This is a genomic window from Chelatococcus sambhunathii, from assembly GCF_001418005.1.
Lineage (GTDB): Bacteria > Pseudomonadota > Alphaproteobacteria > Rhizobiales > Beijerinckiaceae > Chelatococcus_A > Chelatococcus_A sambhunathii.
In genome coordinates this window covers 601,173-625,964 of sequence record NZ_LIOL01000001.1, presented here as the reverse complement: position 1 = coordinate 625,964, position 24,792 = coordinate 601,173, and the positions used below count along the sequence as shown (strand labels likewise).

Sequence of the window (24,792 nt, the reverse complement as noted above, 5' to 3'; positions counted from 1 at the left end):
CTGCCCATGTCAGCACCCGAGCGTCCCCTGAAGGATTGCATCGCGCTCGTGACCGGTGCCAGCCGCGGCGCGGGGCGCGGCATCGCCATCGAACTCGGGGCCGCCGGCGCGGTCGTCGTGGTGACGGGGCGCAGTACGCGCGGCCGGCCGGCGGACAGCTACGGCGGGATTCTGGGGCTCTCGGGCCTTTCGTCTGCACCGGGCAGCATCGAGGATACGGCCGAGGCCGTCACCGCCGCGGGCGGCTTCGGGATGGCGATGCGCTGCGATCATGGGGATCCGGCGGCGGTGAACGATCTGGTCGAACGGATCGAGCAGGAGACCGGCGCCATCGATCTTCTGGTCAACAATGCCTGGGGCGGACACGAGAGCTTCGACGGGCGTTTCGACGTGCCGTTCTGGGAACAGCCGCTGTCGCACTGGCCGGCGATGATGGACGGCGGCGCGCGGCTGCACTGGTTGGCGGCCCGCGCCGTCGCGCCGCGGATGGGGAGACGCGGCCGCGGGGTGATCGTCGCCACCACCTTCTGGGACGAGGGCCGGGTGCTGCGCGGCAACCTCTGCTACGATCTCGCCAAGGCCGCGATCTGTCGCCTCGCCGGTGCCATGGCAGAGGAACTGCGCCCCCACGGTGTGGCCTCGCTGGCGCTCTCGCCCGGCTGGATGCGGACGGAATGGGTGCTGGCGGCCCATGGCACCGACGAGGCGCACTGGCAGGACGTCCCGGCGCTGGCGCGGACGGAGTCACCCCGCTACCTCGGCCGCGCCGTCGCCGCGCTGGCCGCCGACCCGCGGGTCATGCGGCACAGCGGCAAGGTGCTGCGGGTGGCCGATCTCGCCGCGCACTACGGTTTCACTGACATCGACGGTCGCCGCGTGCCCGCCTTCGTGCCGGAGCCTTCGCCATGACTGCTTTCGCCCCGCCTCGCCGCGGGCTGTGTCAACTGAATAGAATCCTAGCTGGATACGGCCCCATATTGCAGGACCTGCACCTTTTCCAGCGTAACCAACCCGCTGGTCATGATGGTTTCGAGCACCGGCAGGAAGGAATTGATCTTGTCTTCGCTGTCGACGATTTCGATTACCAGGGGCAGATCCTCCGAAAGCCGAAGTATCTTTGTGGTGTGAAGGCGGCTCGATTTTCCGAAACCCATCGGACCGCGCAGCACGGTTGCTCCCGCGAGATGCATCTCGCGCGCCTTCAGCACAATGGACTCGTAGAGCGGGTGACCGTCATCCCGGTCGCTCTCTCCTATGAAGATGCGCAGGAGCAGCGCGTTCTTCGGTACCTGCACGTCAGTTTCCTCCAATGCGGTTAATGCGGGAAGCGATGGCATGTCCCAGCCAGACAGCGGCGAGCCAGGCCAATACTGAGATTCCGACATTCGCGCCTGCAGCCAGGAGCCTGTCCGCTTGGACCAGTCGAAACGTTTCCAAGCTGAAGACGGAGAAGGTGGTGAAGCCGCCGCAGATGCCGGTCATCACGAACTGTCGCTGGCGGACGCTCACGAAAGACCGGCCATCGGGCCCGGTCAGCGTGGCATAGAATCCGATGATGAAGGAGCCGACGACATTGACGAACAGCGTGCCGAGCGGAAAACCGGCGTCGCCGATCTGCTGGACGACGGCGGAAGTACTTGCCCTCAACACGCCGCCGCATACTGACCCCGCGGCAACCGCCAGGTAGAGCGACAACGGTCCGCGGATCTTTCGCCAGCGGGCGCGCAGCGCCGCCTTGCGCCGGGGTAACCTGGTTTGATCGGCTCGCGGCCGTTCTTCTCGGCCGGTTCGGCTTCTCGCTGCGACGGTGGTCTCCTGCTCGGTCATGACACAACGCTCCCAAGCACCGCCGAGCCTATCGCGTAGCCGAGCGCGACGGCAGTCAGGCACAGGGCAAGTGAGGCGGCGACATTACCGATCGCGCGGGGGAACTCGCCGTCGCGCGCAAGCGCCAGGGTCTGCAGGCTGAAGGAAGAGACGGTGGTGTAGCTGCCGAGAAAGCCGACGACCATGAACTGCAAGGGCGCTCCGGACGAGAAGAGGCTATGCGCGCTTGCCAAGCCGGCGAACAGTCCGATCGTGAAAGCCCCGGTAACATTGACCGTTAGCGTGCCCCAGGGAAAGGTCTCACCGATATGCCGCCCCACGACGCCTGAAACGAAATACCTGGCCGTTCCACCCAAGGCGCTGCCGAGCGCAACCCAGATCATCCCAAGAAGAAAATCCTGCATCGAACTTACTGCGAGCGGCCAGAGGGACGGTTTGCGGAAGTCGCGGCTGATACAAGATCGATGCCGCGCATGATCATGGGCGCCCGCACAATGCCGAGCCCCACCGCTTGCCAGAAAACGGTTGCGAGAATGATCGCTGTGAACAGGATGAATGCCCCTGTCCGCTCCGGCGCGCCAAGGCCGGTGTGCTGGGACAGGATGTAGGCGCCCCCAGAGAGCAGCAGGATGAGGACCTGCGAAATAGGTGTATATCCGTCCGCCCACCTTTTATGGAGCCGAATTATGCCGATCGGGCGCGGTTCCGCGTTCATGGCTGCCTCCGTTGAGTGAAGTCTGCAACGTTCCCTGAATGTATGGATCTTTGAAAATCCTGTCGTAAAGGTCCTTGCCAAAGCTTGTCTGCAAGGGTTCTCCCTCCTTCAGCCTGAAGGTCCGCGTGCCGTCGGCCCCGCGCTCGGCCCGCAGAAACAAGGCCTGTGGCATCTTGCGGTCGAAAAGGCCGTGGGCGAACTCGTAGAGATGCGTTACGAAGAAAACCGTGTAGCCTTGCTCGACCAGAGCGTCGACGATCTGAATGGCGATCTCTGAGCCTTCCCTTTCGTTGGTCGCGGCGAACGACTCGTTGAACAGAACTATCGCGCCGGGCTCCAGGCGATCGGCAATCTCACTCATGCGGAGCAGTTCCTCGTCGAGCTTGCCGCTCCGCATTGTGACGTCTTCCTCACGTTTGAAATGCGTGACTACCTGGCTGAAGATGCTGGCCTGGAAGGCCACGGCCGGCACGAACATCCCGGCCTGCAGCATCAGTTGTGCAAGCCCGATGCTGCGCAGGAAGGTGGATTTGCCGCCCTGGTTCGCGCCAGTGATGACGACGAGGCACTTGCCGTCGGCGTCGGCATCGTTCCCGACCGCCTTGCGATCCATATTGAGAGCGAGGCCGATGTCATAAAGCTCCGAGAAGGAATGCCGCCGAGAGCCCAGCGGCTCGGGGACGGGAAAGCAGATCGGCTCGTGCATCTCCGTCAGGCGTTCGCGCAGATTCAGGCAGGCGACATAGAAGGCGAGTTCCGCGCGGAGCTGGCGGAAGAAGCTCAGGATGTGGTCGTTCGACTGCGCGAGCGCGTTGGCGACAAGGTTGATGCCCCTGTCCTGCAACTCCGACAGCGCCCTTGCCCCGGCCTCGTCACGCGGGTGCAGGGTATAGCTGAAGGTCGGTGGCCGTTCGGCGAACAATCGTCTCCACCAGCTGCGCTCAGTTTCCTTCGGCTTGCGGAGGACCAGGTTGGTGCTCTTGTTGCCGTGTCCCAGTTCCGCGCTGAGGAGGACGCCGTCCCGCAGCTTCAACTCGTTGAGATGACCCTGGATCTCCGCGAAGTAGTCATCGCTCAACTCCTCGCGCAGTACGCGGAAGAACGTCCTGAAGCCTTCCGACGCGAAGTTTTCGGATCGCGTGTCGGCAACCACCCGCAGCCGCCGCAGCGCGCCAACGAAGAACTCAAGAACTTGCACGGACCGGCTCAGAATCGATCCAGGATATCGAAGGAAAAAGCCCCCGATCTTTTTCTCGCCTCCGAGGACCTTCACGGCGAGGTCGTAGAGATCACGGACGACCGCGGGATTTTCGAGACAATCCTTGAGGACGGCCTGACGGTAGAGGATCGCTTCCGGCTCGCTGAGGGGGCACAATGTCGCCCGCTTGGCGACGTCGCGCAGCAAGTCGTCCTTGCCCGCCATTGCCTCGAACACGGCTATGAGACCGAGATCCTGGACCAGCATCTCGGCGTTCCACGGCAGCGCAGCCTCCGCATCGAAATCGCGGTCGCGATACATCAGCAGCGGCTTCATGGCTTCAGCCGCTCCTTGAGATCGGCATAGGCCAGGCCGTGCAGCCGGGCGATCGCCATCGCGTGCGAGCGGCCGTCAGCGGGGCGTCTGATGACCTTGAAAGTACGCCGTGCAGGATTGTCCGGGTCGACCATGCTCGTAAGGCTCACGGTCTTGTCGCTGAGCGAGGCAAGCTCGTCGACGAAGGTGACGCAGACCGCGATGAGGTCGAGCGCCATGATCCTTTCCATCACCTTCCGACCGAGGAACAGCGCGTCGTGCAGCGTGGTCGAGGTGAATATCTCGTTCATGATAACGACGCTTCCCGGTGTGGCCTGCTCAAGCACCTGATGGATGCGGATGAGGTCATCCTCCAGCTTGCCGCGCAGGTTGGCGACGTCCTCCTCCTTCTCGAAATGCGTGAAAAGCCGATCGAACAGAAACAGCCGCGCTTCCTTGCCCGGAACCGGACAGCCAAGGCTCGCCAGGAAATGAAGCTGTCCGAACATGCGGGCAAAGGTGGTCTTGCCGCCCTGGTTTGGGCCCGTCACCACGAAGATGCGCTCGGGACCCTTCAGGAGAAAATCGTTGCAGACGATCGGCGCCTTCTCCGTCAGGAGCTTGGCAGCCAGGGCGAGGTCAAAGCTCTCAATGCTGTGGATGGCCTTATCGCTCGGCGAAACGTCAGGATAGCAGAAGGGGAGTTCGGCGGTAGCGAACCGCCGCATATACTCTATCCAGGAGAGGTAGAACTGCACCTCGCGGTCAAAGCCTATGATCCTCGAATCGGCGAAGTCCGGATGCTTCTGGAAGAAGGCGTCTAGCGCGTCGAACGTCTCCGGATAAAGCTTGGCCACCATGTCCACGACGGCGGCCTCGATGTGGTTCATCTCCAGATAGTCTGGAATGTCGCAGAGATGGCTTTCGACGGCGCCGCGCCGGAATTTTTCGAATGACCTTTCCACCTCCGCGCTGTAGTCGATCTCGGCTGCCGCCTTACGCACGCTGATCCGACCGCCCTTGATGTGCATGCAGTAGTGGACGGCAGAGAGGCTATCGTAAAGCTTCGCGATCTTGTCCTTCAGTGCGATGAAGTCGTTTGAGCCGATATGACCTTCGAGGAAGTTGCGAAAGGCCCTGAAACCACGCGAATGGAGTTTTGCGTCGGAAAGATTGTCGAGCAGGATGGAGACTGCCTCGCAATACGTGGAGGCTGCATCCAGGAACAGCCTCTCCTTCTGATATCGGTAGCGGAGCTTTTCCGCGGTTTCGAGCTGCTTGCGCATCTGCCGCATCCGGTTCGCGAAATCGACGATGTGCTCGAAAACACGTGTGTCCTCCAGATCCTGGAACACCTCGTGTCGGAAGCGGACGGCGTCCGCATCGTGCAGCGAGACATGGAAGAAGGGCTTCAGGTCGTATTCGGCGCGGCCCGTAGTCACGGCATCGACGATCTGGTCAAGGTTGAGGTCCACGAAAAACTCAGGCGCATCGGCCTGCGTCTTGGGCATGCCGCCGAGGATGCTCGTGAAATCCTCCGGTGCGGGCTCATGTGCCTCAACGGCTTGCAGGACCGATGCGGTCGACGCCTCTGCCGCCCGATATGAAACGGGAGGTCGCCGTTGTCGCTCGGCTTTGACAGCTCGTCCCGGCATGTCTCCGCCTCCTGTCACTTGATCACCAAGACGTGGCACGGCGCGAGTTCCACCAGGCGGTCGGTGGTGCTGCCGATCAGCCGGTTATAAAGAGCGGAATGGCCCATGTAGCCGACAACGAGCAGGTCGAATCGACCACGCTCGACAAAGTCGATGATGGTCGGCACGGCATGGCCGGCGACGACATGCGTCTCGATTTTCACATGCCCGCTCCTGGCCTGGAACTGCGCCTGCGCGATCACCGGCTCGAACCGATGGTTCTCATCGAGCTTGTCTTCCACCACCTCGTCGATCGTGGTGGGAAGACGCGGCAGTTCCTCCACACAGATCATGTGCAGGTGGGCCTTGAGGCGATGGGCCAGCTTGATGGCATAGGCGAGCGCCCGGGTGCCGCCTTCCGAGCCGTCGTTGGCGATCAGGATCTTCTCGTACATCTCAGGCCTCCTTCCGTGACGGCTTTCCCGGCGCGAAATCGCCCTCGATGGGCTTGAACGCCGGCTGGAACCAGCGCTGCGCGATCAGCGTCGGCACGACCGCGCTGCCGATGACGGCGGTCACCAGGATCGTGTACTGGCGCTGGTCGATGATGCCGTTAGTGAGGCCGAAGAGTGCCGAGATCGTGCCGAAAGTCAGTCCGGTCGACATCAGCAGCGTCGTGTACATCCCCTCGCGCCGCTCGAACCGGAAGGCGTGAGTGAGCGGCAGTATGCCGACGAACTTGGTGACCATCTTGATCGCGAGGAAGACGACGATGAGCCCGGCCGCCGCCAGGACCGCCTGGAAGTCGACCAGCGATCCGGCCTTCAGGAAGTAGAACGGCGTCAGGATGGTGAAGGCGATGATGCGCATGCGGTGCGGCAGTTCCGGATCGGCGAGGAAGGCTGGAGCCAGGGCCATGCCGACCAGATAAGCCGGGAGCACGGCTTCGCTGCCGGCGATCGAGGCCAGCCCGCCGAGGCCGAGCAGCACCAGCGAGATGAACTTGGTCTCGGGTTCGCTGACCCGGTGGCCGACCCTGGTGAAGAACCACGGCGCGAAGCGCGGCAGCATCCACAAGGCGGCTGCGGTGACGGCCCCGAACAGTGCCAGCCACCAGTCGAAATGGGCAAAGACGACGCCAAGCGCCAGCACCGTGCCGAGATCGTTGATGAAACAGGCGGCGAGGATGACCTTACCGATTTCGGTCTTGTTGAAGCCGGTCTCGACCATCACGGCGTAGACGACGGCAACCGAGGTGGTGGAAAGCGAAATCCCCGCGATCTGCGCCTGAGGCCAGGTCCAGTCTATGCCGTAGCGGGCATAGACCAGCACACCGAGATAGGGCGCCAGGAAGCCGACAACGCCAATCGACATGCTCGACCAGAAATGCATTCGGATGACGCGGCCGTCGATCTCGGTTCCGGCCAGGAAGGTGAGCAGGATTGCGCCGAACCCGGCGAGGAAGTTCACCCATTCGGTGAGTTGCAGCCCGATCGTGTTGCCGGCGAGCGCCCCGACCATGATCTCGACGAGCGCCACCGACATGGCGACGCGGATCGAGATGACCGAGGCAAGCAGCGCGAGCCCCAGCCAGACCGCCGAAACCAGCCAAACGTTTTCCATCGCATACCTCCGATCCGGCCGGCAGCCGGGTTGTTTCGGTCATGCGCATGGAAACGGGGCAGCAAAAAACCCGCCATTTTGGCGGGTCGCTTCCTCGAGCGACTCCCACCACATGTCTCCACGCGGCAGGAGTCATCAGCCCTCTCAGGCGGTTTCAGGGGGACTCCATCCCCATCACCTCGGTAAAATAATGTTTTGACCCACACGGGACAAGTCCCTCGCGGTCCAAAAGAAGCGCAGTCCAACGCCTGACCTTGCTCCTGCGATCTAATCCGGATCGAAGTTCGTTCTGGGCCTTTGAAAGGACCAGGCATGAAGCGCAGCCGCTTCTCAGTTCACAAGCGGGAGGGTCGAAACAGCTCATCGTTTCAAGGGATTACGAATCCGTGCCCTTGCTGGTTCAGTCCAGAGGTCGAGAGAAAAGCGGCCGAGAGAGAACGCTCGGAGCCGACTCTGCCGGGTTTGCAGTCCACACAGGTCAGCGCCCGGACCACGCGGTTCCTTGGCGTTTCAGCGCCGCGTCCGCGTGCGGAGAACGTTCGACGGGGTAGAAATGGCGGAGAGAGAGGGATTCGAACCCTCGATACGGTTGCCCGTATACACGCGTTCCAGGCGTGCGCCTTCAACCACTCGGCCACCTCTCCGGATCCGGATGCATGCCGGTTGGTCGGTTAGCCGACATGGGGCACGCTCGGATGGGGCGCGTTATATAGCCCGTCGGGCGGCGAGCGCAAGGCGTTCCGGCGGCAATTCACCGGTGCCGTCGATTTGATTGCATGGAACGCCGTGCGCGGTGATAGATGGAGGGAGGCGGGCGGTCCGCGCATGTACGGCAGCATCGGTTGCATACCATCTCGAGCCGTCCCGACCGGTCCGGTGGGCGGTGTCTTGCCGCCGCGGTCTCGTTGCAGCGTTCACGGGTGGAAGATGCGGTTCGTCCTGCGAGTTGTCGGTTTTCTGGTGATCGTTGCCGGCTTCGTGTCCTTCGTCATCGACAGCACGCGCGGGATAGCCAACGGGCATTTCGATTTCACCCCGCTCGGGGCGACTCTCTTCGCCCTGTTGCCGCACAGCTTTCCACTGATCGAGCCGGCAGTGGCGCGGCATATCCATCCCTTCCTGTGGGATCCGGTGCTGCTCACCGTCTTCACGACGCCGACCTGGGTGGTTGCGCTCGTCATTGGCATCCTCGCCATGTGGATCGGCCGGCGCAAGCCGGAGTCCGTCGGTTTCGCGAGCGACCGCTGAGGCGTGTCACGAAAGCTTGAGTGCTTCCCAGTCTCGCGACGACGCCTGCGCCTTCCTAAATCATGCGGGCCTGTTTAGCGAGGGAGATGCCGCATGTACGGTTTCAGGAAGCGCCAGACCATGCCGGTGCCGGGCGAGGCCTTGCCGGGCCGCGCGATGCCGCTGCCGACAGCGGAGCGGCATTTCGTGAATGGACAGCCACTGAAGGGGCCGTTTCCGCAGGATAGTGCGCAGGTGCTGTTCGGCCTCGGCTGCTTCTGGGGAGCGGAACGGGTCTTCTGGTCTCTACCGGGCGTCCATGTCACGGCGGTGGGCTATGCCGGCGGCGAGACGCCGAACCCTACCTATGAGGAAGTATGCACCGGACTGACAGGCCACAACGAGGTGGTGCTCGTGGTCTATGATCCCGCCGTCATCCCATTCGAGCATCTGCTCAAGGTCTTCTGGGAGAGCCACGATCCGACCCAGGGCATGCGCCAAGGCAACGACGTCGGCACGCAGTACCGCTCCGGCATCTATGTAACGGGCGCGACCCAGAAGGCGGCGGCCCTCGCCTCGCGCGAGGCCTATGGCAAGGCGCTCGCGGCGCGGGGCTATGGTCCGGTCACCACCGAAATCGTCGATGCGCCTGCGTTCTACTATGCCGAGGACTACCACCAGCAATATCTGGCCAAGAACCCTGGCGGCTATTGCGGCCTCGGCGGAACCGGCGTGTCCTGCCCGACGGTGCAGGCGGCAAGTGCATAACACATTATTTGATGTGAAAATTACGAATTAACAAGATTATTGAGTTTATAGGCGCCCGCTGTATGCTGCGGCTGGCGCGGCGGATCAACGCCGCGCCTGGGCATCAGCGGGGCTTTCATGGTCTCCGAATTCCTTCTTCTCGCGCTCGTCGGCTTTTGCGCGCAGCTGGTCGACGGGGCGCTTGGCATGGCCTTCGGCCTCATTTCCACCTCGTCGCTGCTCGCGCTGGGCATACCGCCCGCCCATGCGAGCGCGGCTGTGCATACGGCCGAACTGGCGACCACTGCGGTGTCCGGGGTGTCTCACCTAGCGCACGGCAATGTCGACCGGCGCCTGCTCGTGCGCCTCGCGCTCGCCGGGGCGGCGGGCGGCAGTCTCGGGGCCTTCGTGCTCTCCAACGTCGAGGGCAGCGCCATCCGGCCCTTCGTGGCCGCCTATCTCCTCGTCATGGGCGGACTCATCCTCCTGCGCGTGGCGCGTTCGGCGCGCCGGAGCGATGCGTCGCCGGCCGGAGCCGCGCCGCTCGGTCTCGTCGGCGGCTTCCTCGACGCCATCGGCGGAGGCGGCTGGGGGCCGATGGTCACCTCGACGCTGATCGGCTCCGGCCATGCGCCGCGCAAGGTCATCGGCTCGGTCAACGCGTCGGAGTTCTTCGTCACGGCGGCCATCTCGGCGACGTTCTTCGGCCAGCTCGGCGCCACGCACCTGTGGAACGTCGCCGGCCTCATCGTCGGCGGCGTGCTGGCGGCGCCGCTCGCCGGCTATCTCGTCAGGCGCATCCGGCCGGAGCCGCTGATGATCGCGGTCGGGCTCGTCATCTCGCTGCTGGCGCTGCGCGAGCTCGCCATCGCCTTCAAGGTGTTCTGAGCGCCCTCCTATTGCGCCGCGAGGACCGAGCGGCAGGCTGCCGGCAGGTCTTCCAGGGTCAGGGGCGGGGCGGGGCGCGTGGGCTTGGGATTGCGTGCCTCATCGGAGAACCACCAGGCGAGTTCCTTGCCGCAGCCGTCGTCCTTCGGCGGCGGCGCCTGCGGGCGGCACTCATCCTCGCCGCGCGGGCAGGCGAGGCGGATGTGGAAGTGATAGTTGTGGCCGTATGTCGGCCGCACCGTCGCGAGCCATGCCCTGTCCCGCCCGGCCTCGCGGCACAGGGCCTTCTTGATGGCGGGGTTGACGAAGACGCGCTCCACCGCCGGCTCCTTCGCGACGGCGCGGATGAGCGCGGTGTGTGCCTTCGTCCAGGCCGTGGGGTCGACGTCGTTCCAGTCGCCGGCGACGACATTGGTGGCGGCGATCTCGTCGCGTTCGGCGAGCGACAGGCGCCGCGACGGCATCGGCGTCAGCCAGATGTCGGCATCGAGGCCGACCTGGTGGGAGGCGTGGCCGGTCAGCATCGGGCCGCCGCGCGGTTGCGAGATGTCGCCGACGAGCAGGCCCGGCCAGCCGTTGATCTCCGGCACGCGCGCCGAGAGGCGCTCGAGGAAGGCGATGAGAGCGGGATGCCCCCAGTTGCGGTTGCGCGAGGTGCGCATCACCTGCCATGTCTCACCGTCGACTGGCAGTGCGCGGGCACCGGCGAGGCAGCCGCGCGAATAGAAGCCGATAGCGCGGGCGGCAAGGGGAGCGGCGCTCGTCTGCGTGCCGAAGAAGCGCTTGGCGGCGTCCTCGGGCAGGGATTTCAAAGCAGCCGCACGCCGCGCCGCCTCCTCGCGGGCGTTCTCCTGCCCATGAGCGGGCATCATCGACGCCGGCGCCAGCGCAAGAATGGCGAGCAGGGCGGCGAACGGCAGGCGGGCAGGGTGCATGGTGACGATCCCGGTTGCGAATCACCTCGATTGAGTATGACCAGAATGGCCCGGAATGCGGCCGCGATGCGCCTCGAGGGCGCCGCGGGCGCGAGGGTGAACGCAAGGAAGGATGCCGCCATGGCTTGGTCGCCGCAACAGGACGAGGCGCTCGCCGCCGTCGCCGCCTGGCTGCGCCGCAAGGACACGCAGGTGTTCCGCCTGTTCGGCTACGCCGGCACGGGCAAGACGACGCTGGCGCGCCACCTCGCCGAGGGGGTGGACGGCGGGGTCATCTTCGGCGCCTTCACGGGCAAGGCGGCCTCCGTGCTGAGGGCCAAGGGCTGCCCCGGCGCGGCGACCCTGCACAGCCTCATCTACCGCACGCGCGAGACCGAGGGTGAAAGCCCGACCTTCGTCCTCAACCGCGACAGCCCGGCCGCCAAGGCGGCGCTCATCGTCATCGACGAGTGCTCGATGGTGGATGAGGACCTCGGCAAGGACCTCCTGTCCTTCGGCACGCCGGTGCTGGTGCTGGGCGACCCGGCGCAGCTGCCGCCGGTCAAGGGCGGGGGCTTCTTCACCGAGGCGGAGCCCGACGTGATGCTGACGGAGGTGCACCGGCAGGCGCGTGACAATCCCATCATCCGCATGTCGATGGCGGTGCGCGAGGGTGAGGGCCTGTCGCACGGCACCTATGGCGAAAGCCGCATCATCGGCAAGCGCGACATCGATGCCCAGGCCGTCATGCGCGCCGACCAGGTGCTCGTCGGCCTCAACCGCACGCGGCGGGCCTACAACAACCGCATCCGTAACCTCAAGGGTTTTCGCGACGCCATGCCGGCGGCCGGCGAGAAGCTTGTCTGCCTGCGCAACAACAAGCAGAAGGGCCTTCTCAACGGCGGCACCTGGCTGATCAAGGAATTCGCGACCTCGCGCTCGAAGAAGGCGGTGGTGACGATGCGCGTGCAGTCCGAGGAAGACGCCCGCAACGTCGTCAAGGTGTCCGTGCCGCAGGAGTTCTTCGACGGGCGGGAGGAGGAGCTGACGCCGCAGATGCGGCGCGAGTTCGACGAATTCACCTACGGCTATGCGCTGACCGTGCACAAGGCACAGGGCTCGCAGTGGGATGATATCGTCCTCTTCGACGAATCCTTCGCCTTCCGCGAGCACCGCAGCCGCTGGCTCTACACCGGCATCACCCGCGCCGCCCACTGCCTGACGCTGGTGATGTGAGCCCCGGTTACAGCGGCCAGACGACCAGCAGCATCGGCACCGAGACGGCGAGCACCACGACCTCGAGCGGCAGGCCCATGCGCCAGTAGTCCGAGAAGCGGAAGCCGCCTGGGCCCATGATGAGCGTGTTGTTCTTGTGCCCGATGGGCGTGAGGAAGGCGCAGGAGGCGGCGATCGCCACACCCATCAGGAAGGTATCGGGATTGACGTCGAGCTCACGCGCAAGCCCGATGGCGACGGGCCCGGTGATGACCATGGTGGCGACGTTGTTGAGGACGTCCGACAGTGTCATGGTCGCCACCATGATGGCGAGGAGTGCAATGACGGGTGAATAATCGCGCGTCAGGGTGACGATGCCTTCGGCAATGAGCGCGGTGCCGCCCACCTCCTCGAAGGCCGCGCCGATCGGCAGGAGGAAAGCCAGCATGACGACGATCGGCCATTCGATCTGCAGGTAGAACTCGCGCGCCGGCACGATGCCGAGCGCCGCATAGGCCGCGACCGCCATGGCGATGGCGATGGTGAAAGAGACGAGGCCGAGCGAGGCGGCCGCGATGGCGGCGGCGAAGAGGCCGATGGTGATCGCCACCCTGCCCGGGGAGCTGCCGGCGACGCTCGCGCGGCTGAGCGGGATGACGCCGAGCAGGTCGAGCGTCGCGCTGTCGGTGCCGCGGCCGGTCAGGAGAAGCACGTCTCCGGCTGCGATGTAATTGTCGTGCACGCCCCTGCGGGTGAGGGTGCCCGCGCGAGCGATGCCGAGCAGCGTGACGCCGAAGCGGGGCCTCAGGCGCATCGCGCCGGCCGAGCGGCCGACGAGCAGCGAATCCGCCCGCACCACCGCCTCCACCACCTCCGGTCCCTTGTCGCGCTGTTCCTCCTCCTCGCCCTCAGGCTTGTTGTCTTCCTTCCTGCCGCTGCGGCGCCTGGTTCTTCCGGCGGGCTGGTCGGCCTCCACGTCGGCTCCCTCTTGCCGATCGCCCGGCTGCTGCAGGTCGAGCGCCTTGATGAAGGCGGCGATCGCATCGCTCGAGCCCTTCAGGCGCAGCTTGTCGCCGGCCGCAATGGCCGGCATGCGCATGCGCGGCAGCTTGCGTCCCTCGCGCACGAGGCCGAGCACGATGACGTCGGCGGTGCGGGCTTCCTCGTCGATGTCCGTCGGATGGCGGCCGATGGCGGTGGAACCTTCGGGCACGCTCACCTCCGCCTCGAAGGAGGACGGTTTCGTCGCGGCGGACTGGTCGGCGCGGTGTGGCACGAGGCGCCAGCCCACGAGCGCGACGAAGGCGAGGCCGGCGGCGGCGACCGCGCCGCCGACGGGAGCGAAGTCGAACATGCCGTAGGGACTGCCGAGCAGGCGCTCGCGGATGCCGGAAGCGATGATGTTCGGGGGCGTGCCGATCAGCGTCACCATGCCGCCGAGGATGGTGGCGAAGGCGAGCGGCATCAGCGTGACGCCGGGCGGGCGGCCCGCCTTGCGCGCCGCCTCGACGTCGATGGGCATCAGAAGGGCCAGCGCGGCGACATTGTTGATGATCGCCGAGAGCGCCGCCCCGATGCCGCCGGTCATGGCGATGTGCCGGCTCGTGGGGCGGTGGTCGCTGACGAGCCGCCGCGTGACGAGCGTCAACGCGCCGGAGTTCTCGAAGGCCCGCGAGACGACGAGCACGAGCGCGACGATGACGACGGCCGGGTCGGCAAAGCCGGAAAAGGCCTTTTCCTGCGGCACGAGTCCAAAGGCCACCGCCACCAGCAGCCCGCCCGCCGCCACCAGATCGTAGCGCAGACGTCCCCACAGCAACATGGACAGGATGACGCCGAACAGGGCAAAGAGCAGGATCTGGTCGAAGGTCATCAAGGCTCCCCCGGGGCTTGCTGATGTCGGACCATTGCAGAACGGGTGTCACGCGACAAAGGTTCAGGCGGGCGAGGCGCATGGAGGGGCACAATGGATGGGAAGCCGGTCTGGGCCATCGGTCTGATGACGGGGACAGCCCTCGACGGGCAGATCGACATTGCGACGCTCCGCACGGACGGCGAGCGGATCGATCGGCTCGGGCCCTATGCGCTGTCGCCCTATCCCGCCGCGGTGCAGGCCCTGCTGACGCAAGCGGTCGCCGCGGCGCGAGGATGGAACTTCACCGGTCCCGAGCCGGCGATCTTCGCCGAGGCGGAGATGGCGCTGACGCGCGCGCAGGCCGAGGCGGTGAAGGCCTTCATGGGCCTGCACGGCCTGTCGGCGGCGGATGTGGCGGCGGTCGGCTTCCATGGCCAGACCATGTTGCACCGGGCGCCGCAGCCGGGACGGCCGGGGGACACGCGCCAGCTCGGGGACGGCGCCCTGATGGCGGAGATCGTCGGCGTGCCTGTCGTCTTCGATTTCCGCACCGCGGACGTGCGCGCCGGCGGACAGGGGGCGCCGCTCGCGGCGAGCTACCACGCCGCCCTCCTGCGGCGCGGGGGGCTCGGGCCGGAAGCGGCGGTGCTCAACCTCGGCGGCGTGGCGAACGTCACCTGGTGGGGCGGCGGGGACGATCTCGTCGCCTTCGATACCGGTCCGGCCAACGGCCCGCTCAACGACTGGATGAAACAGCATGCCGCCGGGGAGATGGATGTCGACGGCGCAGCCGCCCGGCGCGGCCGCGTGGACGAGGCGCGGCTCGCGCGGCTTCTCGACCATCCCTATCTCGCTGCGCCCTACCCGAAGTCGCTCGACCGCTACGACTTCACGGCCGCGATGGCGGACGGCCTAACGCTGGACGACGGGGCGGCAACGCTGACCGCCTTCACCGCCGCAGCGGTTGGGCGCGGACTCGACCTCCTGCCGCGCCGGCCGGACAGGCTCGTGCTGTGCGGCGGCGGGCGCCGCAACCCGGCGCTGGTCTCGGCCCTCGCCGAACGGGCGGGCGTCACGGCGGTGATGGCGGAGGATGCGGGCTGGCGCGGCGATGCGGTGGAGGCAGAGTGCTTCGCCTTCCTCGCCGTGCGGCGCCTGCGGGGGCTGCCGATCAGCTTCCCGACGACGACCGGCGTGCCGGAGCCGATGGCGGGCGGGCGGGTAGCGATGCCATAGCGGCTTGGTGGGGCGGCCGCCGCTTTTCCTCTCCCCGCGGGGGGAGGGGCAGCGAGCGTCGCTTCTGGATCGTTGGAAAACCGCCTATTCCGCCGCGATGGACAGCGGCAAGGTGCCCTGGACCTCCTCGGCCGCCTCTTCCTCCGCGGCTCCGCCGCGCTCGTCGAGATGCTTGCGGAACCATAGCGCGTAGAGCGCGGGCAGGAAGAGCAGGGTGAGGAAGGTGGCGACGAACAGCCCGCCCATGATGGTGATGGCCATCGGCCCCCAGAAGGCGGAGCGGGACAGCGGGATCATGGCGAGGATGGCGGCGAGCGCCGTCAGGATCACCGGCCGGGCCCGGCGCACCGTCGCTTCGACAATGGCCTCGCGGCGCGCGAGGCCGCCGGCGACGTCGGTCTCGATCTGGTCCACCAGGATCACCGTGTTGCGCATGATCATGCCGGCGAGCGCGATGAGGCCGAGCAGCGCCACGAAGCCGAAAGGCCTGTCGAAGACGTTGAGGGCGAGCGAGGCGCCGACGATGCCGAGCGGGGCGGTGAGGAAGACGAGGATCAGGCGCGAGAAGCTCTGCAGCTGGATCATGAGGATCGTCAGCATGACGATCACCATGATCGGGAAGAGCGCGAAGATCGAGGCGTTGCCCTTCTGCGATTCCTCGATGGCGCCGCCGATCTCGAGGCGATAGCCGGGCTCGAGCTTGTCGCGGATGTCCTTGAGGGCGGGCCAGATCTGGTTGGTCACGTCCGGCGCCTGCATGCCGTCGACGATGTCGGCCCGGGCGGTGATCGCCATGTCGCGGTTGCGCCGCCACAGGATCGGCTCCTCGTGGCCGTAGTCGATGCGCGCCACTTGGGCGAGCGGCACCGCGATGCCGCCGCGCGTGGTGATGGTGAGGTCGGGCAGGCGCGCGAGGTCGAGGCGCTCCTCGGCGACGGCGCGGGCCAGCACCTGCACGCGTTCGGTGCCGTCCCGCACCACCGTCACCGGCGCACCCGAGATGAGCGTTTGCAACGACTGTGCGATGTCGGCAACGTTGAGGCCGAGCGCCCGGGCCCGCTCCTGGTCGACGGAGAGCGAGATCGACGGCGTCTTCTCGTTCCAGTCGAGGTGCGGATCGACGACGTTGGGATTGGCGCGCATGACGTCGCGCACCTCGTAGGCGATGCGGCGCACGGCGTCGGGATCCGGGCCGACGATGCGGAACTGGACAGGGAAGCCGACCGGCGGGCCGAAGTTGAACCGGTCGACGCGCACCCGCGCCTCCGACAGGGCGCCGTCCGAAAGGGCCTTCTCAATGCGCGCCTTGATGCGCTCGCGCTCTTCGACGCCCTTCGCCACGATGACGATCTCGGCGAAGGCCTCGTTCGGCAGCTGCGGGTTGAGGCCGAGCCAGAAGCGCGGCGAGCCCTGGCCGATATAGGTCGTGTAGGTCGCGATGTCGTCGTCACCCGCGAGCAGGCGCTCCGCCTCCTTCGCCGTTGCCTCTGTGACGCCGATGGCGGTGCCCTCGGGCAGGCGCATCTGGAAGAAGAGCTCGGGCCGCTCGGAGAGCGGGAAGAACTGCTGCTGCACCCGGCCGAAGCCGACGATGGAGCCTGCGAAGATGAGGACCGTCGCGATGATGGTGAGCCCGCGCCAGCGCACGCAGAAGCGCACGAGGGCGCGGAAGCGCTCGTAAAGCGGTGTGTGGTAGATGGCGTTCGGGTCGTCGTGGATGCCGTGGCCGTGCTTCTTCGCCATCTTGGCCGCGAAGTCGGGCAGAAGCTTCATGCCGAGATAGGGCGTGAAGATCACGGCCACGAACCATGACGCGACGAGCGCGATGGCGACGACCCAGAAGATGCCGCCCGCATATTCGCCGACCGAGGAATTGGCGAAGCCGATGGGCAGGAAGCCGGCGGCCGTCACCAGCGTGCCGGTGAGCATGGGAAAGGCGGTGGAGGTCCAGGCGAAGGACGCGGCCTTCACCCGATCCCAGCCCTGCTCCATCTTCACCACCATCATCTCGATGGCAATGATGGCATCGTCGACGAGCAGGCCGAGCGCGATGATGAGGGCGCCGAGCGTGATGCGGTGCAGATCGAGCCCGATCGCGTACATCGCGATGAAGACGAAGGCGAGCACCAGCGGCACCGACAAAGCGACGACGATGCCCGTGCGCCAGCCGAGCGACAGGAAGCTGACGAGCAGCACGATGCCGAGCGCCTCGGCGAAGACCTTGACGAACTCGCCGACGGCACCGTCGACGACATGCGGCTGGTCGGCGATGCGCTCGATGTCGATGCCCTGCGGCAGGGCAGCGGTGAAGCGCGCCATCGCCTCGTCAAGATCCTCTCCGAGCTTCAGGATATTGCCGCCCTTGGCCATGACGACGCCAACGCCGACGGCCGGCTCGCCGCGCTGGCGCACAAGATAGTCGGACGGGTCCTCGAAGCCGCGCGTGACGGTGGCGATGTCGCCGAGGCGGAAGGTGCGCCCGTTCGCCTCGACCGGCGTCTCGGCAACGGCCTGCGCCCCGTCGAGCGCGCCGGTGACGCGCAGGGGGATGCGCTGGGCGCCCGTCTCGACCGTGCCGGCCGGCGTCACCGCGTTCTGTCGCTGTAGAGAATCGAACAGCACCTGCGGCGAGAGGCCGAGCGTGGCGAGACGCGCGTGGCTGAACTCGACGAAGATCTTCTCGTCCTGCACGCCGTAGAGATTGACCTTGGTGACGTTCGGCACCTTGAGCAAGTGCTGGCGCATCGCCTCGGCCACGCGCTTCATCTGGGCGTAATCGAGGCCCGCACCGGTGATCATGTAGAGCACCGAATCGACGTCGCCGTATTCGTCGTTGACGTTCGGTCCGATGAGGCTGTCTGGCAGCTCACTCCTGAGATCGGTCAGCTTCTTGCGCAGCTGATAGAACAGCTCCGGCACCTCGCGCGCCGGCGTGTTGTCCCGGAACGTCACCTGCATCGCCGTGAAGGAGGGCTTAGTATAGGTCTGCACCTTGTCGAAATAGGGCAGCTCCTGCAGCTTCTTCTCGATGCGGTCGGCGACCTGCGCCTGCATCTCGGTGGCGGTGGCACCCGGCCAGATGGCGGTGACGACGGCGACCTTGATGGTGAAGGACGGATCCTCGGCCCGGCCGAGGCGCAGGTAGGAGATCGTGCCGCCGACGGCGAGCGCGAGGATGAAGAAGAGCACGAGCGCCTGATGCGTCACCGCCCAGTGCGAAAGGTTGAAGCGCTGCATGGTGGTGCGACTCTCGGCGGTCATCTCAAATCGTGATCGTTGACGGCCCGGCGGGATCAATAGACGAGGGCGTCGACGACGCGGACCTTCTGTGCCGGATCGAGCTTCTGCACGCCGAGCGCGACGATCTCGTCGCCTTCGGCGACGCCTTCCGTCACCAGCACGTCGCGGGCGTCGTAGCGGGCGACCCTCACCGGCTTCAGGCCGACGGCGCCTGTCGTCCGGTCCACGACCCAGAGGGCCGGGCCGCTTCCCTGGTTGAATAGCGCCGAGAGCGGCAGCCGGGCTGCCTTCTCGCCGGTGCCGCCCTTGATGGTCAGCGTCGCGCTCATGCCGAACGCCACCTCGTCGCCGGCATCAGGCATGGCGAAGCGGGCGAGATAGGTGCGTGTCGTCGGATCTGCCGCCGGCGAGAGTTCGCGCAGGCGCGCGGCATAGCGCCGGTCGCGGTCCGACCAGAGCGTGACGGAGGCCTCGCCCTGGCGCACGCGCGACAGCAAGGCCTCCGGCACGGCGACGACGGCTTCCTTGTCGCCAAGCTCAGCGATGCGGACGGCGGTCTGGCCGGCGGCCACCACCTGGCCGGGCTCGACGAGGGTCGCGGTCACGACGCCGTCGGTGTCGGCGGTCAGCGTGGCATAGGAGAGATTGTTGCGAGTGAGCTCCACGGAACGCTCGGCGCGGGCGAGGCGCGAGCGGGCCTCGGCGGCGGCGGCCTTCTGGCGGTCGAAGGCGGCTTCGGAGGCCCAGCCGCGGCGACGCAGCTCGGTGCTGCGGTTCTCCTCGGCTTCGGCTTGGGCCAAAGCCGTCCGGGCAGCATTGAGCTCGGCATCGGCCTGTTCCGCCTGCAGGCGCAGGTCTGTCTCGTCGAGCTCCGCGAGCGGCGTGCCCTTGGCCACCGTGTCGCCGACCTGGACGAGCCGGCGGGCAACCTTGCCGGTCACGCGAAAGCCGATATCACTTTCGACCCGCGGCCGGATGCTGGCGACGAAGGTCCGCTCGGGAACGATCTCCTCGAAGTGCACCTTGGCGACGAGCACCGGCCGGTCCGGCTTTGCCTCCTGCTCCGCGGCGCTGTCCGTGCAGGCCGCAAGGCCGAGGCAGAGCAGGGCGGCGAGGAACGCCGACGTGCGGGAGAGGCGGCCGTCGGCCGGCTGCGACGAGAACTGGTGCATCGGTCCTGGGCTCCTTGGGGTGACCGGTCCGGGGACGGAACCCGTGGATCGGGGGGCACCGAGAGCGGACCACGCGCCACGCCACCGGACCGGCTGCCGCGAAGGTAGATGATGGATGATGAATGTCAATTTTCGTCATAAGGCACCCCACAAATCGGCGGATCGTGATGTGCGCTGGCGCACATCGCTTCACCTCGCCCGCCGCCGGTGCTAAGCGACGCCGGCGGCTGGGCTGCCGTGTTCGCGAGGGTTGTACACATGAATTCAGTGCTGGCCGGATTGCCGACGACGGTCTTCGAGGTGATGTCGCGCCTGGCGCGCGAGACCGGGGCCATCAATCTCGGCCAGGGCTTTCCGGACGATCCGGGCCCGGCCGACGTGCGCGCCATGGCTGCGGATGCCGTGGTCAACGGCTGGAACCAGTATCCGCCCATGCTCGGCCTGCCGGAGCTGCGCCAGGCCGTCGCCAATCACTACCAGCATCATCAGGGCCTTGCCCTCGATGCCGAGAGCGAGGTGATGATCACCTCCGGCGCCACGGAAGCCATTGCCGGCGCACTCCTCGCCCTCATCGAACCGGGCGACGAGGTCGTCCTCTTCCAGCCGATGTACGACGCCTATCTGCCGCTGGTGCGCCGGGCCGGCGGCGTGCCGCGCTTCGTCACCTTGAAGCCGCCCCACTGGCGGCTGAGCGAGGAGGCGCTTGCCGCAGCCTTTTCGGAGCGCACGAAGGTCGTCCTTTTCAACAATCCGCTCAATCCCTCCGCCGTCGTCTACGCCCGCGAGGACCTCGAGCTGCTCGCCCGCTTCTGCGAGCGCTTCGATGCCATCGCCATCTGCGACGAGGTGTGGGAGCACCTCGTCTTCGACGGGCGCCGGCACCTGCCGCTGATGACCCTGCCCGGCATGCGCGAGCGCTGCGTCAAGATCGGCTCCGCCGGCAAGATCTTCTCGCTGACCGGCTGGAAGGTCGGCTTCGTCTCGGCGGCGCCCGAGATCCTCAAGGTGCTCGCCAAGGCGCACCAGTTCCTCACCTTCACGACGCCGCCCAACCTGCAAAGCGCGGTCGCCTACGGCCTTGCCAAGGACGACGCCTATTTCGAGGGGATGCGGCGCGATTTCGCGCGCAGCCGCGACCGCTTCACCGAGGGGCTGAGGAGCTTGGGGCTCGCCGTGCTGCCGAGCGAGGGCACGTATTTCATCAACATCGACATCACCCCCCTCGGGGAGGAGGATGACGTTGCCTTCTGCAAGCGGCTCGTCGCCGAAAGGGGCGTCGCCGCGATCCCGGTCAGCGCCTTCTATCACGAGAATTCGGTGCGCAACGTGGTGCGCTTCTGCTTCGCCAAGAAGGACGCGACGCTCGACGGCGCGCTCGAGCGTCTCGCCGGTCTCGGCCGTTGAGAAAATGCCCGTAACCGCTTAGCCTTCACGGGGACGCTCGCCTTGGGCGTTCGCTTTCCATCTCGCCTTGGGAGACTGCCCGGAAATGGTCCGCGCTCTCGTTGCCTCACTCGTTGCCGCGCCGCTCCTTGCGCTCGCCGTCCCGGCGGCCGCACAGGAGAAGACCGTCCACGTCTACAACTGGTCCGATTATGTCGACCCGAAGATGCTCGAGGAGTTCACCAAGGAGACCGGCATCAAGGTCGTTTACGACACTTACGACAACAACGAGATCGTCGAGACGAAGCTGCTCGCCGGCAAGTCCGGCTACGACATCGTGGTGCCATCGGGACCCTTCCTGCAGCGGCTGATCAATGCAGGCATCTTCGCCAAGCTCGACAAGACGAAAATCCCCAACCTGAAGAACGCGTGGCCCGAGGTGACGGAGCGGCTTCGGGTCTTCGACCCGGGCAACGCGCACGCGGTCAACTACATGTGGGGCACGACCGGCATCGGCATCAATGTCGACAAGGTCAAGGAGCGGCTCGGCGACATCCCGCTCAACACGTGGGACATCGTGCTGAAGCCCGAGCTCTCGGCCAAGCTCAAGGACTGCGGCATCCACATGCTCGACGCGCCGGAGGACATCTTCCCGGGCGTGCTGGGCTATCTCGGCCTCAATCCAGATTCGAAGGACGCCAAGGACTTCCAGAAGGCCGCCGACCTTCTCGTGAAGGTGCGCGGCAATATCCAGAAATTCCATTCGTCCGAATATATCAACGCCCTCGCCAATGGCGACATCTGTGTGGCCGTCGGCTATTCCGGCGACATCCTGCAGGCCAAGGCCCGCGCCGAAGAAGCCAAGAACAACGTCAATGTCGCCTATGTCATCCCCAAGGAGGGGGCGCTGATGTGGTTCGACTCGATGGCCATCCCTGCCGATGCACCGCATCCGGACGAGGCGCATGCCTTCATCAACTTCATGATGAAGCCGGAGGTCGCTGCGGCGAACAGCAACTTTGTCGCCTACGCCAACGGCAATATCGCCTCGAAGGAGCATCTCGACGAGGCAATCCGCAACGATCCCGGCATCTATCCGGATGACGAGACGATGAAACGCCTTTTCACCAACACAGCCTATGACGAGCGCGCCCAGCGCACGCTGACCCGGCTGTGGACCCGGGTGAAGACCGGCCGGTAAGCCGAGCCGGATTGTCCCGGAGCAAGAAAAGGGCGGCATGTCTGGCATGCCGCCCTTTTTCGTTGCCTGCGCGACATGGGCATTGTCGAAGGAACCCTTGTCGGTGTCTCATATCCTGCTGCCGCCACCGGAGCGACAAGGCGCCGAGGGACGTCAAGAGGCCCCGCGCGAGGGAGGCGAACCATGCGTGATATTTATTGGGAGTGGCTTCACGCGCCAGGACAGGAGCACCTGCGACTCGTGGAAAAGCCTGAGGCGATCGTGGCCGAGGGTGTCGTGGCCGGCACGCTGGAGAGCGGCACCTTCCGTATGCACTATCTCGTGACCTGCGATCGCGCGTGGCGTTTTCGCCACGCCGAGGTGCAGCTGGAACAGGGGCCGACGCGGCGGGAAGTCCATCTTGGTCGCGAGCCGGACGGGCACTGGCGCGTCGACGGTGTCGAGCGGCTCGATCTCAGATCCTGCGCGGATATCGACCTGATGGGCTCGCCCTTCACCAATACGCTGCCTATCCGTAATCTCGGGCTCGCACCCGACGAGGCGCGGGAGATTCGCGTCGCCTATGTCCGCTTGCCGGACCTCGCGGTGACGCCGGAGGCCCAGGTCTACACAAGGCTCGACCGGGGCGAGCCCCCGCGGCGCTTCCGCTACCACGGTGTCGCGACCGGCTTCACGGCGGACCTCACCGTCGACGAAGCGGGCCTCGTCGTCGACTATCCGGGTATCTGGCGCCGGCGCGGGTGAGTGGCGCCGCCGGCCGGCTCAGCCAAGGTTCAGCTCTTTGAAGAAGTCATTGCCCTTGTCGTCGACGACGATGAAGGCGGGGAAATCCTCGACCTCGATGCGCCAGATGGCCTCCATGCCGAGCTCGGGATATTCCACCACCTCGACCTTCTTGATGCAGTCCTGCGCGAGGCGTGCGGCGGGGCCACCGATGGAGCCGAGATAGAAGCCGCCGTGCTTCTGGCAGGCTTCACGAACCTGTGCCGAGCGGTTGCCCTTGGCGAGCATCACCATGGAGCCGCCGGCGGCCTGGAACTGGTCGACATAGGCGTCCATGCGCCCGGCGGTGGTCGGGCCGAAGGAGCCGGACGCGTAGCCCTCCGGCGTCTTGGCCGGGCCGGCGTAGTAGATGGGGTGGTTCCTGAAATAGTCCGGCATCGGTTCGCCGCGCTCCAGCCGCTCACGCAGTTTGGCGTGAGCGAGGTCGCGCGCCACGATCATCGGGCCGGTCAGCGACAGGCGCGTGCGGATGGGATGACGTGAGAGTGTGGCGAGGATCTCGGACATCGGCCGGGTCAGGTCGATCCTGACCACTTCGCCGCCGAGTGCCGCCTCATCGACCTCCGGCAGATATTGGGCGGGATTCGTCTCGAGCTGCTCGAGGAAGACGCCGTCGCGCGTGATCTTGCCCTTGGCCTGCCGGTCGGCCGAGCAGGAGACGCCGAGGCCGATGGGCAGCGAGGCGCCGTGGCGCGGCAGGCGGATGACGCGCACGTCGTGGCAGAAGTACTTGCCGCCGAACTGGGCACCGACGCCGAGCTTCTGCGTCATCCGATGGATCTCAGCCTCCATCTCGAGGTCGCGGAAGGCGTGTCCCGCCTCCGAGCCTTCGGTCGGCAGGCCGTCGAGATAGCGGGTGGAGGCGAGCTTCACCGTCTTCAGGTTGAGCTCGGCGCTGGTGCCGCCGATGACGATGGCGAGATGATAGGGCGGGCAGGCGGCGGTGCCGAGGGTGAGGATCTTCTCCTTGAGGAAGGCGAGGAGCCTGTCCCGCGTCAGCAGCGAGGGCGTGCCCTGGTAGAGGAAGGTCTTGTTGGCCGAGCCGCCGCCCTTGGCGACGAAGAGGAACTTGTAGGCATCCTCGCCCTCGGCATAGAGATCGATCTGCGCCGGCAGGTTGTTGCGCGTGTTCTTCTCCTCGAACATGGAGAGCGGCGCGAGCTGGGAATAGCGCAGGTTGCGCTTGAGATAGGCGTCGCGGATGCCCGCCGCGAGGGCGGCTTCGTCATCGCCGTCCGTCCAGATGCGCCGGCCCTTCTTGCCCATGACGATGGCCGTGCCCGTGTCCTGGCACATGGGCAGGATGCCGCCCGCCGCGATGTTCGCATTCTTGAGGAGGTCATAGGCGACGAACTTGTCGTTCGCTGTCGCCTCCGGATCTTCGAGGATCGTCTTGAGCTGCGCGAGATGGCCGGGGCGCAGCAGGTGATTGATGTCGCCAAAGGCGGCCTCGGCCAGCTGGCGCAGGGCCTCGGGTTCCACGACGATCATCTCGCGGCCGGCGAAGGTTTCGACCCGCACGCCGTCGCTCGCGATCTTGCGGTAGGGGGTGCCGTCGGCGGCGAGGGGGAAGAGCGGCGTGTAGGCGGCGTCGGCGGACATCGGGGTTCCTCATCTGG

22 protein-coding genes, 1 tRNA gene and 1 riboswitch are annotated in these 24,792 nt (G+C 66.3%); of the genes, 9 read left to right on the top strand and 14 right to left on the bottom strand.

Annotated features, from left to right (window positions below):
- Window positions 1-6: 6 nt before the first annotated feature.
- Window positions 7-909: an SDR family oxidoreductase gene (locus tag ASC46_RS02930; protein WP_096335316.1), complete on the top strand. Its 903-nt coding sequence runs from the start codon at window positions 7-9 to the stop codon at window positions 907-909.
- A 47-nt stretch (window positions 910-956) separates the two neighbouring features.
- Here the strand turns inward: ASC46_RS02930 and ASC46_RS02925 are convergent, their stop codons facing one another.
- The 9 genes from ASC46_RS02925 to ASC46_RS02885 all read right to left on the bottom strand — a co-directional run bounded on the left by ASC46_RS02925 (window position 957) and on the right by ASC46_RS02885 (window position 7,956).
- A complete protein-coding gene (locus tag ASC46_RS02925) occupies window positions 957-1,295 on the bottom strand; it encodes a DUF190 domain-containing protein (RefSeq protein ID WP_055457756.1) in 339 nt (112 codons plus the stop codon).
- Between the two features lies 1 nt (window position 1,296).
- Window positions 1,297-1,827 carry a fluoride efflux transporter CrcB gene (gene crcB / locus ASC46_RS02920; RefSeq protein WP_082464671.1) on the bottom strand — a complete coding sequence of 177 codons (531 nt, stop codon included), beginning with the start codon at window positions 1,825-1,827 and terminating at the stop codon, window positions 1,297-1,299.
- A complete protein-coding gene (crcB, locus tag ASC46_RS02915) occupies window positions 1,824-2,231 on the bottom strand; it encodes a fluoride efflux transporter CrcB (protein WP_055457755.1) in 408 nt (135 codons plus the stop codon). Before crcB (ASC46_RS02915) ends, crcB (ASC46_RS02920) begins: the two co-directional genes overlap by 4 nt.
- A gap of 5 nt (window positions 2,232-2,236) precedes the next feature.
- A complete protein-coding gene (locus ASC46_RS02910) occupies window positions 2,237-2,542 on the bottom strand; it encodes a hypothetical protein (RefSeq protein WP_055457754.1) in 306 nt (101 codons plus the stop codon).
- Window positions 2,499-4,076 carry a MutS-related protein gene (locus tag ASC46_RS02905; RefSeq protein ID WP_072249412.1) on the bottom strand — a complete coding sequence of 526 codons (1,578 nt, stop codon included), beginning with the start codon at window positions 4,074-4,076 and terminating at the stop codon, window positions 2,499-2,501. The genes ASC46_RS02910 and ASC46_RS02905 overlap by 44 nt, the downstream gene beginning before the upstream one ends.
- Complete coding sequence (locus tag ASC46_RS02900; protein WP_210165960.1) at window positions 4,073-5,710, bottom strand: MutS-related protein; 1,638 nt, start codon at window positions 5,708-5,710, stop codon at window positions 4,073-4,075. Before ASC46_RS02900 ends, ASC46_RS02905 begins: the two co-directional genes overlap by 4 nt.
- A gap of 14 nt (window positions 5,711-5,724) precedes the next feature.
- Window positions 5,725-6,144, bottom strand: coding sequence for a universal stress protein (locus ASC46_RS02895; RefSeq protein ID WP_055457752.1), 420 nt, complete (start codon window positions 6,142-6,144; stop codon window positions 5,725-5,727).
- A 1-nt stretch (window position 6,145) separates the two neighbouring features.
- Window positions 6,146-7,312: a cation:proton antiporter gene (locus tag ASC46_RS02890; protein ID WP_055457751.1), complete on the bottom strand. Its 1,167-nt coding sequence runs from the start codon at window positions 7,310-7,312 to the stop codon at window positions 6,146-6,148.
- Between the two features lie 119 nt (window positions 7,313-7,431).
- Window positions 7,432-7,494: riboswitch (Fluoride riboswitch) on the bottom strand.
- A gap of 372 nt (window positions 7,495-7,866) precedes the next feature.
- Window positions 7,867-7,956 (bottom strand) — tRNA-Ser (locus tag ASC46_RS02885).
- Window positions 7,957-8,239: 283 nt separating this feature from the next.
- On the opposite strand from ASC46_RS02885, the gene ASC46_RS02880 reads away from it, so the two are divergent.
- The 3 genes from ASC46_RS02880 to ASC46_RS02870 all read left to right on the top strand — a co-directional run bounded on the left by ASC46_RS02880 (window position 8,240) and on the right by ASC46_RS02870 (window position 10,174).
- Window positions 8,240-8,560 carry a hypothetical protein gene (locus tag ASC46_RS02880; protein ID WP_055457750.1) on the top strand — a complete coding sequence of 107 codons (321 nt, stop codon included), beginning with the start codon at window positions 8,240-8,242 and terminating at the stop codon, window positions 8,558-8,560.
- 93 nt (window positions 8,561-8,653) lie between these two features.
- On the top strand, window positions 8,654-9,307 hold the full coding sequence (msrA, locus tag ASC46_RS02875; RefSeq protein ID WP_055457749.1) for a peptide-methionine (S)-S-oxide reductase MsrA: 654 nt from the start codon (window positions 8,654-8,656) through the stop codon (window positions 9,305-9,307).
- A gap of 117 nt (window positions 9,308-9,424) precedes the next feature.
- Window positions 9,425-10,174 (top strand): sulfite exporter TauE/SafE family protein, encoded by a 750-nt coding sequence (locus tag ASC46_RS02870; RefSeq protein ID WP_055457748.1) that lies wholly within the window; start codon window positions 9,425-9,427, stop codon window positions 10,172-10,174.
- Window positions 10,175-10,182: 8 nt separating this feature from the next.
- Here ASC46_RS02870 and mepA read toward each other — a convergent pair whose 3' ends face one another.
- Entirely contained in the window at window positions 10,183-11,109 is a 927-nt protein-coding gene (mepA, locus tag ASC46_RS02865) for a penicillin-insensitive murein endopeptidase (protein ID WP_055457747.1), read from the bottom strand.
- Window positions 11,110-11,229: 120 nt separating this feature from the next.
- Here mepA and ASC46_RS02860 point away from each other — a divergent pair, with 120 nt between their 5' ends.
- Entirely contained in the window at window positions 11,230-12,324 is a 1,095-nt protein-coding gene (locus ASC46_RS02860) for an ATP-dependent DNA helicase (protein WP_055457933.1), read from the top strand.
- A gap of 7 nt (window positions 12,325-12,331) precedes the next feature.
- Here ASC46_RS02860 and ASC46_RS02855 read toward each other — a convergent pair whose 3' ends face one another.
- Window positions 12,332-14,176, bottom strand: coding sequence for an SLC13 family permease (locus ASC46_RS02855; RefSeq protein WP_055457746.1), 1,845 nt, complete (start codon window positions 14,174-14,176; stop codon window positions 12,332-12,334).
- 93 nt (window positions 14,177-14,269) lie between these two features.
- Here ASC46_RS02855 and ASC46_RS02850 point away from each other — a divergent pair, with 93 nt between their 5' ends.
- The gene (locus tag ASC46_RS02850) at window positions 14,270-15,394 is read left to right on the top strand and encodes an anhydro-N-acetylmuramic acid kinase (protein WP_055457745.1); all 1,125 of its coding nucleotides are present in this window, start codon (window positions 14,270-14,272) and stop codon (window positions 15,392-15,394) included.
- 84 nt (window positions 15,395-15,478) lie between these two features.
- Here ASC46_RS02850 and ASC46_RS02845 read toward each other — a convergent pair whose 3' ends face one another.
- Window positions 15,479-18,631: an efflux RND transporter permease subunit gene (locus ASC46_RS02845; RefSeq protein ID WP_055457932.1), complete on the bottom strand. Its 3,153-nt coding sequence runs from the start codon at window positions 18,629-18,631 to the stop codon at window positions 15,479-15,481.
- 56 nt (window positions 18,632-18,687) lie between these two features.
- Window positions 18,688-19,806 carry an efflux RND transporter periplasmic adaptor subunit gene (locus ASC46_RS02840; protein WP_055457744.1) on the bottom strand — a complete coding sequence of 373 codons (1,119 nt, stop codon included), beginning with the start codon at window positions 19,804-19,806 and terminating at the stop codon, window positions 18,688-18,690.
- Between the two features lie 258 nt (window positions 19,807-20,064).
- Between ASC46_RS02840 and ASC46_RS02835 the strand changes: the two genes are divergently transcribed.
- The 3 genes from ASC46_RS02835 to ASC46_RS02825 all read left to right on the top strand — a co-directional run bounded on the left by ASC46_RS02835 (window position 20,065) and on the right by ASC46_RS02825 (window position 23,134).
- On the top strand, window positions 20,065-21,210 hold the full coding sequence (locus ASC46_RS02835) for an aminotransferase (RefSeq protein ID WP_055457743.1): 1,146 nt from the start codon (window positions 20,065-20,067) through the stop codon (window positions 21,208-21,210).
- A gap of 85 nt (window positions 21,211-21,295) precedes the next feature.
- Window positions 21,296-22,390: a polyamine ABC transporter substrate-binding protein gene (locus ASC46_RS02830; RefSeq protein ID WP_055457742.1), complete on the top strand. Its 1,095-nt coding sequence runs from the start codon at window positions 21,296-21,298 to the stop codon at window positions 22,388-22,390.
- 183 nt (window positions 22,391-22,573) lie between these two features.
- The gene (locus tag ASC46_RS02825) at window positions 22,574-23,134 is read left to right on the top strand and encodes a putative glycolipid-binding domain-containing protein (RefSeq protein ID WP_071924147.1); all 561 of its coding nucleotides are present in this window, start codon (window positions 22,574-22,576) and stop codon (window positions 23,132-23,134) included.
- 18 nt (window positions 23,135-23,152) lie between these two features.
- Here the strand turns inward: ASC46_RS02825 and ASC46_RS02820 are convergent, their stop codons facing one another.
- Window positions 23,153-24,775 carry a fumarate hydratase gene (locus ASC46_RS02820; RefSeq protein WP_055457740.1) on the bottom strand — a complete coding sequence of 541 codons (1,623 nt, stop codon included), beginning with the start codon at window positions 24,773-24,775 and terminating at the stop codon, window positions 23,153-23,155.
- Between the last annotated feature and the right edge of the window lie 17 nt (window positions 24,776-24,792).

What these genes read in the sequence shown, in the direction of transcription:
- ASC46_RS02845 (WP_055457932.1), bottom strand. Translation starts at nt 18,631, where the DNA reads ATGCAGCGCTTCAACCTTTCGCACTGGGCGGTGACGCATCAGGCGCTC.
- ASC46_RS02890 (WP_055457751.1), bottom strand. Translation starts at nt 7,312, where the DNA reads ATGGAAAACGTTTGGCTGGTTTCGGCGGTCTGGCTGGGGCTCGCGCTG.
- ASC46_RS02820 (WP_055457740.1), bottom strand. Translation starts at nt 24,775, where the DNA reads ATGTCCGCCGACGCCGCCTACACGCCGCTCTTCCCCCTCGCCGCCGAC.
- crcB (WP_055457755.1), bottom strand. Translation starts at nt 2,231, where the DNA reads ATGCAGGATTTTCTTCTTGGGATGATCTGGGTTGCGCTCGGCAGCGCC.
- ASC46_RS02830 (WP_055457742.1), top strand. Translation starts at nt 21,296, where the DNA reads ATGGTCCGCGCTCTCGTTGCCTCACTCGTTGCCGCGCCGCTCCTTGCG.
- ASC46_RS02900 (WP_210165960.1), bottom strand. Translation starts at nt 5,710, where the DNA reads ATGCCGGGACGAGCTGTCAAAGCCGAGCGACAACGGCGACCTCCCGTT.
- ASC46_RS02910 (WP_055457754.1), bottom strand. Translation starts at nt 2,542, where the DNA reads ATGAACGCGGAACCGCGCCCGATCGGCATAATTCGGCTCCATAAAAGG.
- ASC46_RS02825 (WP_071924147.1), top strand. Translation starts at nt 22,574, where the DNA reads ATGCGTGATATTTATTGGGAGTGGCTTCACGCGCCAGGACAGGAGCAC.
- ASC46_RS02840 (WP_055457744.1), bottom strand. Translation starts at nt 19,806, where the DNA reads ATGCACCAGTTCTCGTCGCAGCCGGCCGACGGCCGCCTCTCCCGCACG.
- ASC46_RS02835 (WP_055457743.1), top strand. Translation starts at nt 20,065, where the DNA reads ATGAATTCAGTGCTGGCCGGATTGCCGACGACGGTCTTCGAGGTGATG.
- ASC46_RS02930 (WP_096335316.1), top strand. Translation starts at nt 7, where the DNA reads ATGTCAGCACCCGAGCGTCCCCTGAAGGATTGCATCGCGCTCGTGACC.
- ASC46_RS02870 (WP_055457748.1), top strand. Translation starts at nt 9,425, where the DNA reads ATGGTCTCCGAATTCCTTCTTCTCGCGCTCGTCGGCTTTTGCGCGCAG.
- msrA (WP_055457749.1), top strand. Translation starts at nt 8,654, where the DNA reads ATGTACGGTTTCAGGAAGCGCCAGACCATGCCGGTGCCGGGCGAGGCC.
- ASC46_RS02905 (WP_072249412.1), bottom strand. Translation starts at nt 4,076, where the DNA reads ATGAAGCCGCTGCTGATGTATCGCGACCGCGATTTCGATGCGGAGGCT.
- ASC46_RS02895 (WP_055457752.1), bottom strand. Translation starts at nt 6,144, where the DNA reads ATGTACGAGAAGATCCTGATCGCCAACGACGGCTCGGAAGGCGGCACC.
- mepA (WP_055457747.1), bottom strand. Translation starts at nt 11,109, where the DNA reads ATGCACCCTGCCCGCCTGCCGTTCGCCGCCCTGCTCGCCATTCTTGCG.
- ASC46_RS02880 (WP_055457750.1), top strand. Translation starts at nt 8,240, where the DNA reads ATGCGGTTCGTCCTGCGAGTTGTCGGTTTTCTGGTGATCGTTGCCGGC.
- ASC46_RS02860 (WP_055457933.1), top strand. Translation starts at nt 11,230, where the DNA reads ATGGCTTGGTCGCCGCAACAGGACGAGGCGCTCGCCGCCGTCGCCGCC.
- ASC46_RS02850 (WP_055457745.1), top strand. Translation starts at nt 14,270, where the DNA reads ATGGATGGGAAGCCGGTCTGGGCCATCGGTCTGATGACGGGGACAGCC.
- crcB (WP_082464671.1), bottom strand. Translation starts at nt 1,827, where the DNA reads ATGACCGAGCAGGAGACCACCGTCGCAGCGAGAAGCCGAACCGGCCGA.
- ASC46_RS02855 (WP_055457746.1), bottom strand. Translation starts at nt 14,176, where the DNA reads ATGACCTTCGACCAGATCCTGCTCTTTGCCCTGTTCGGCGTCATCCTG.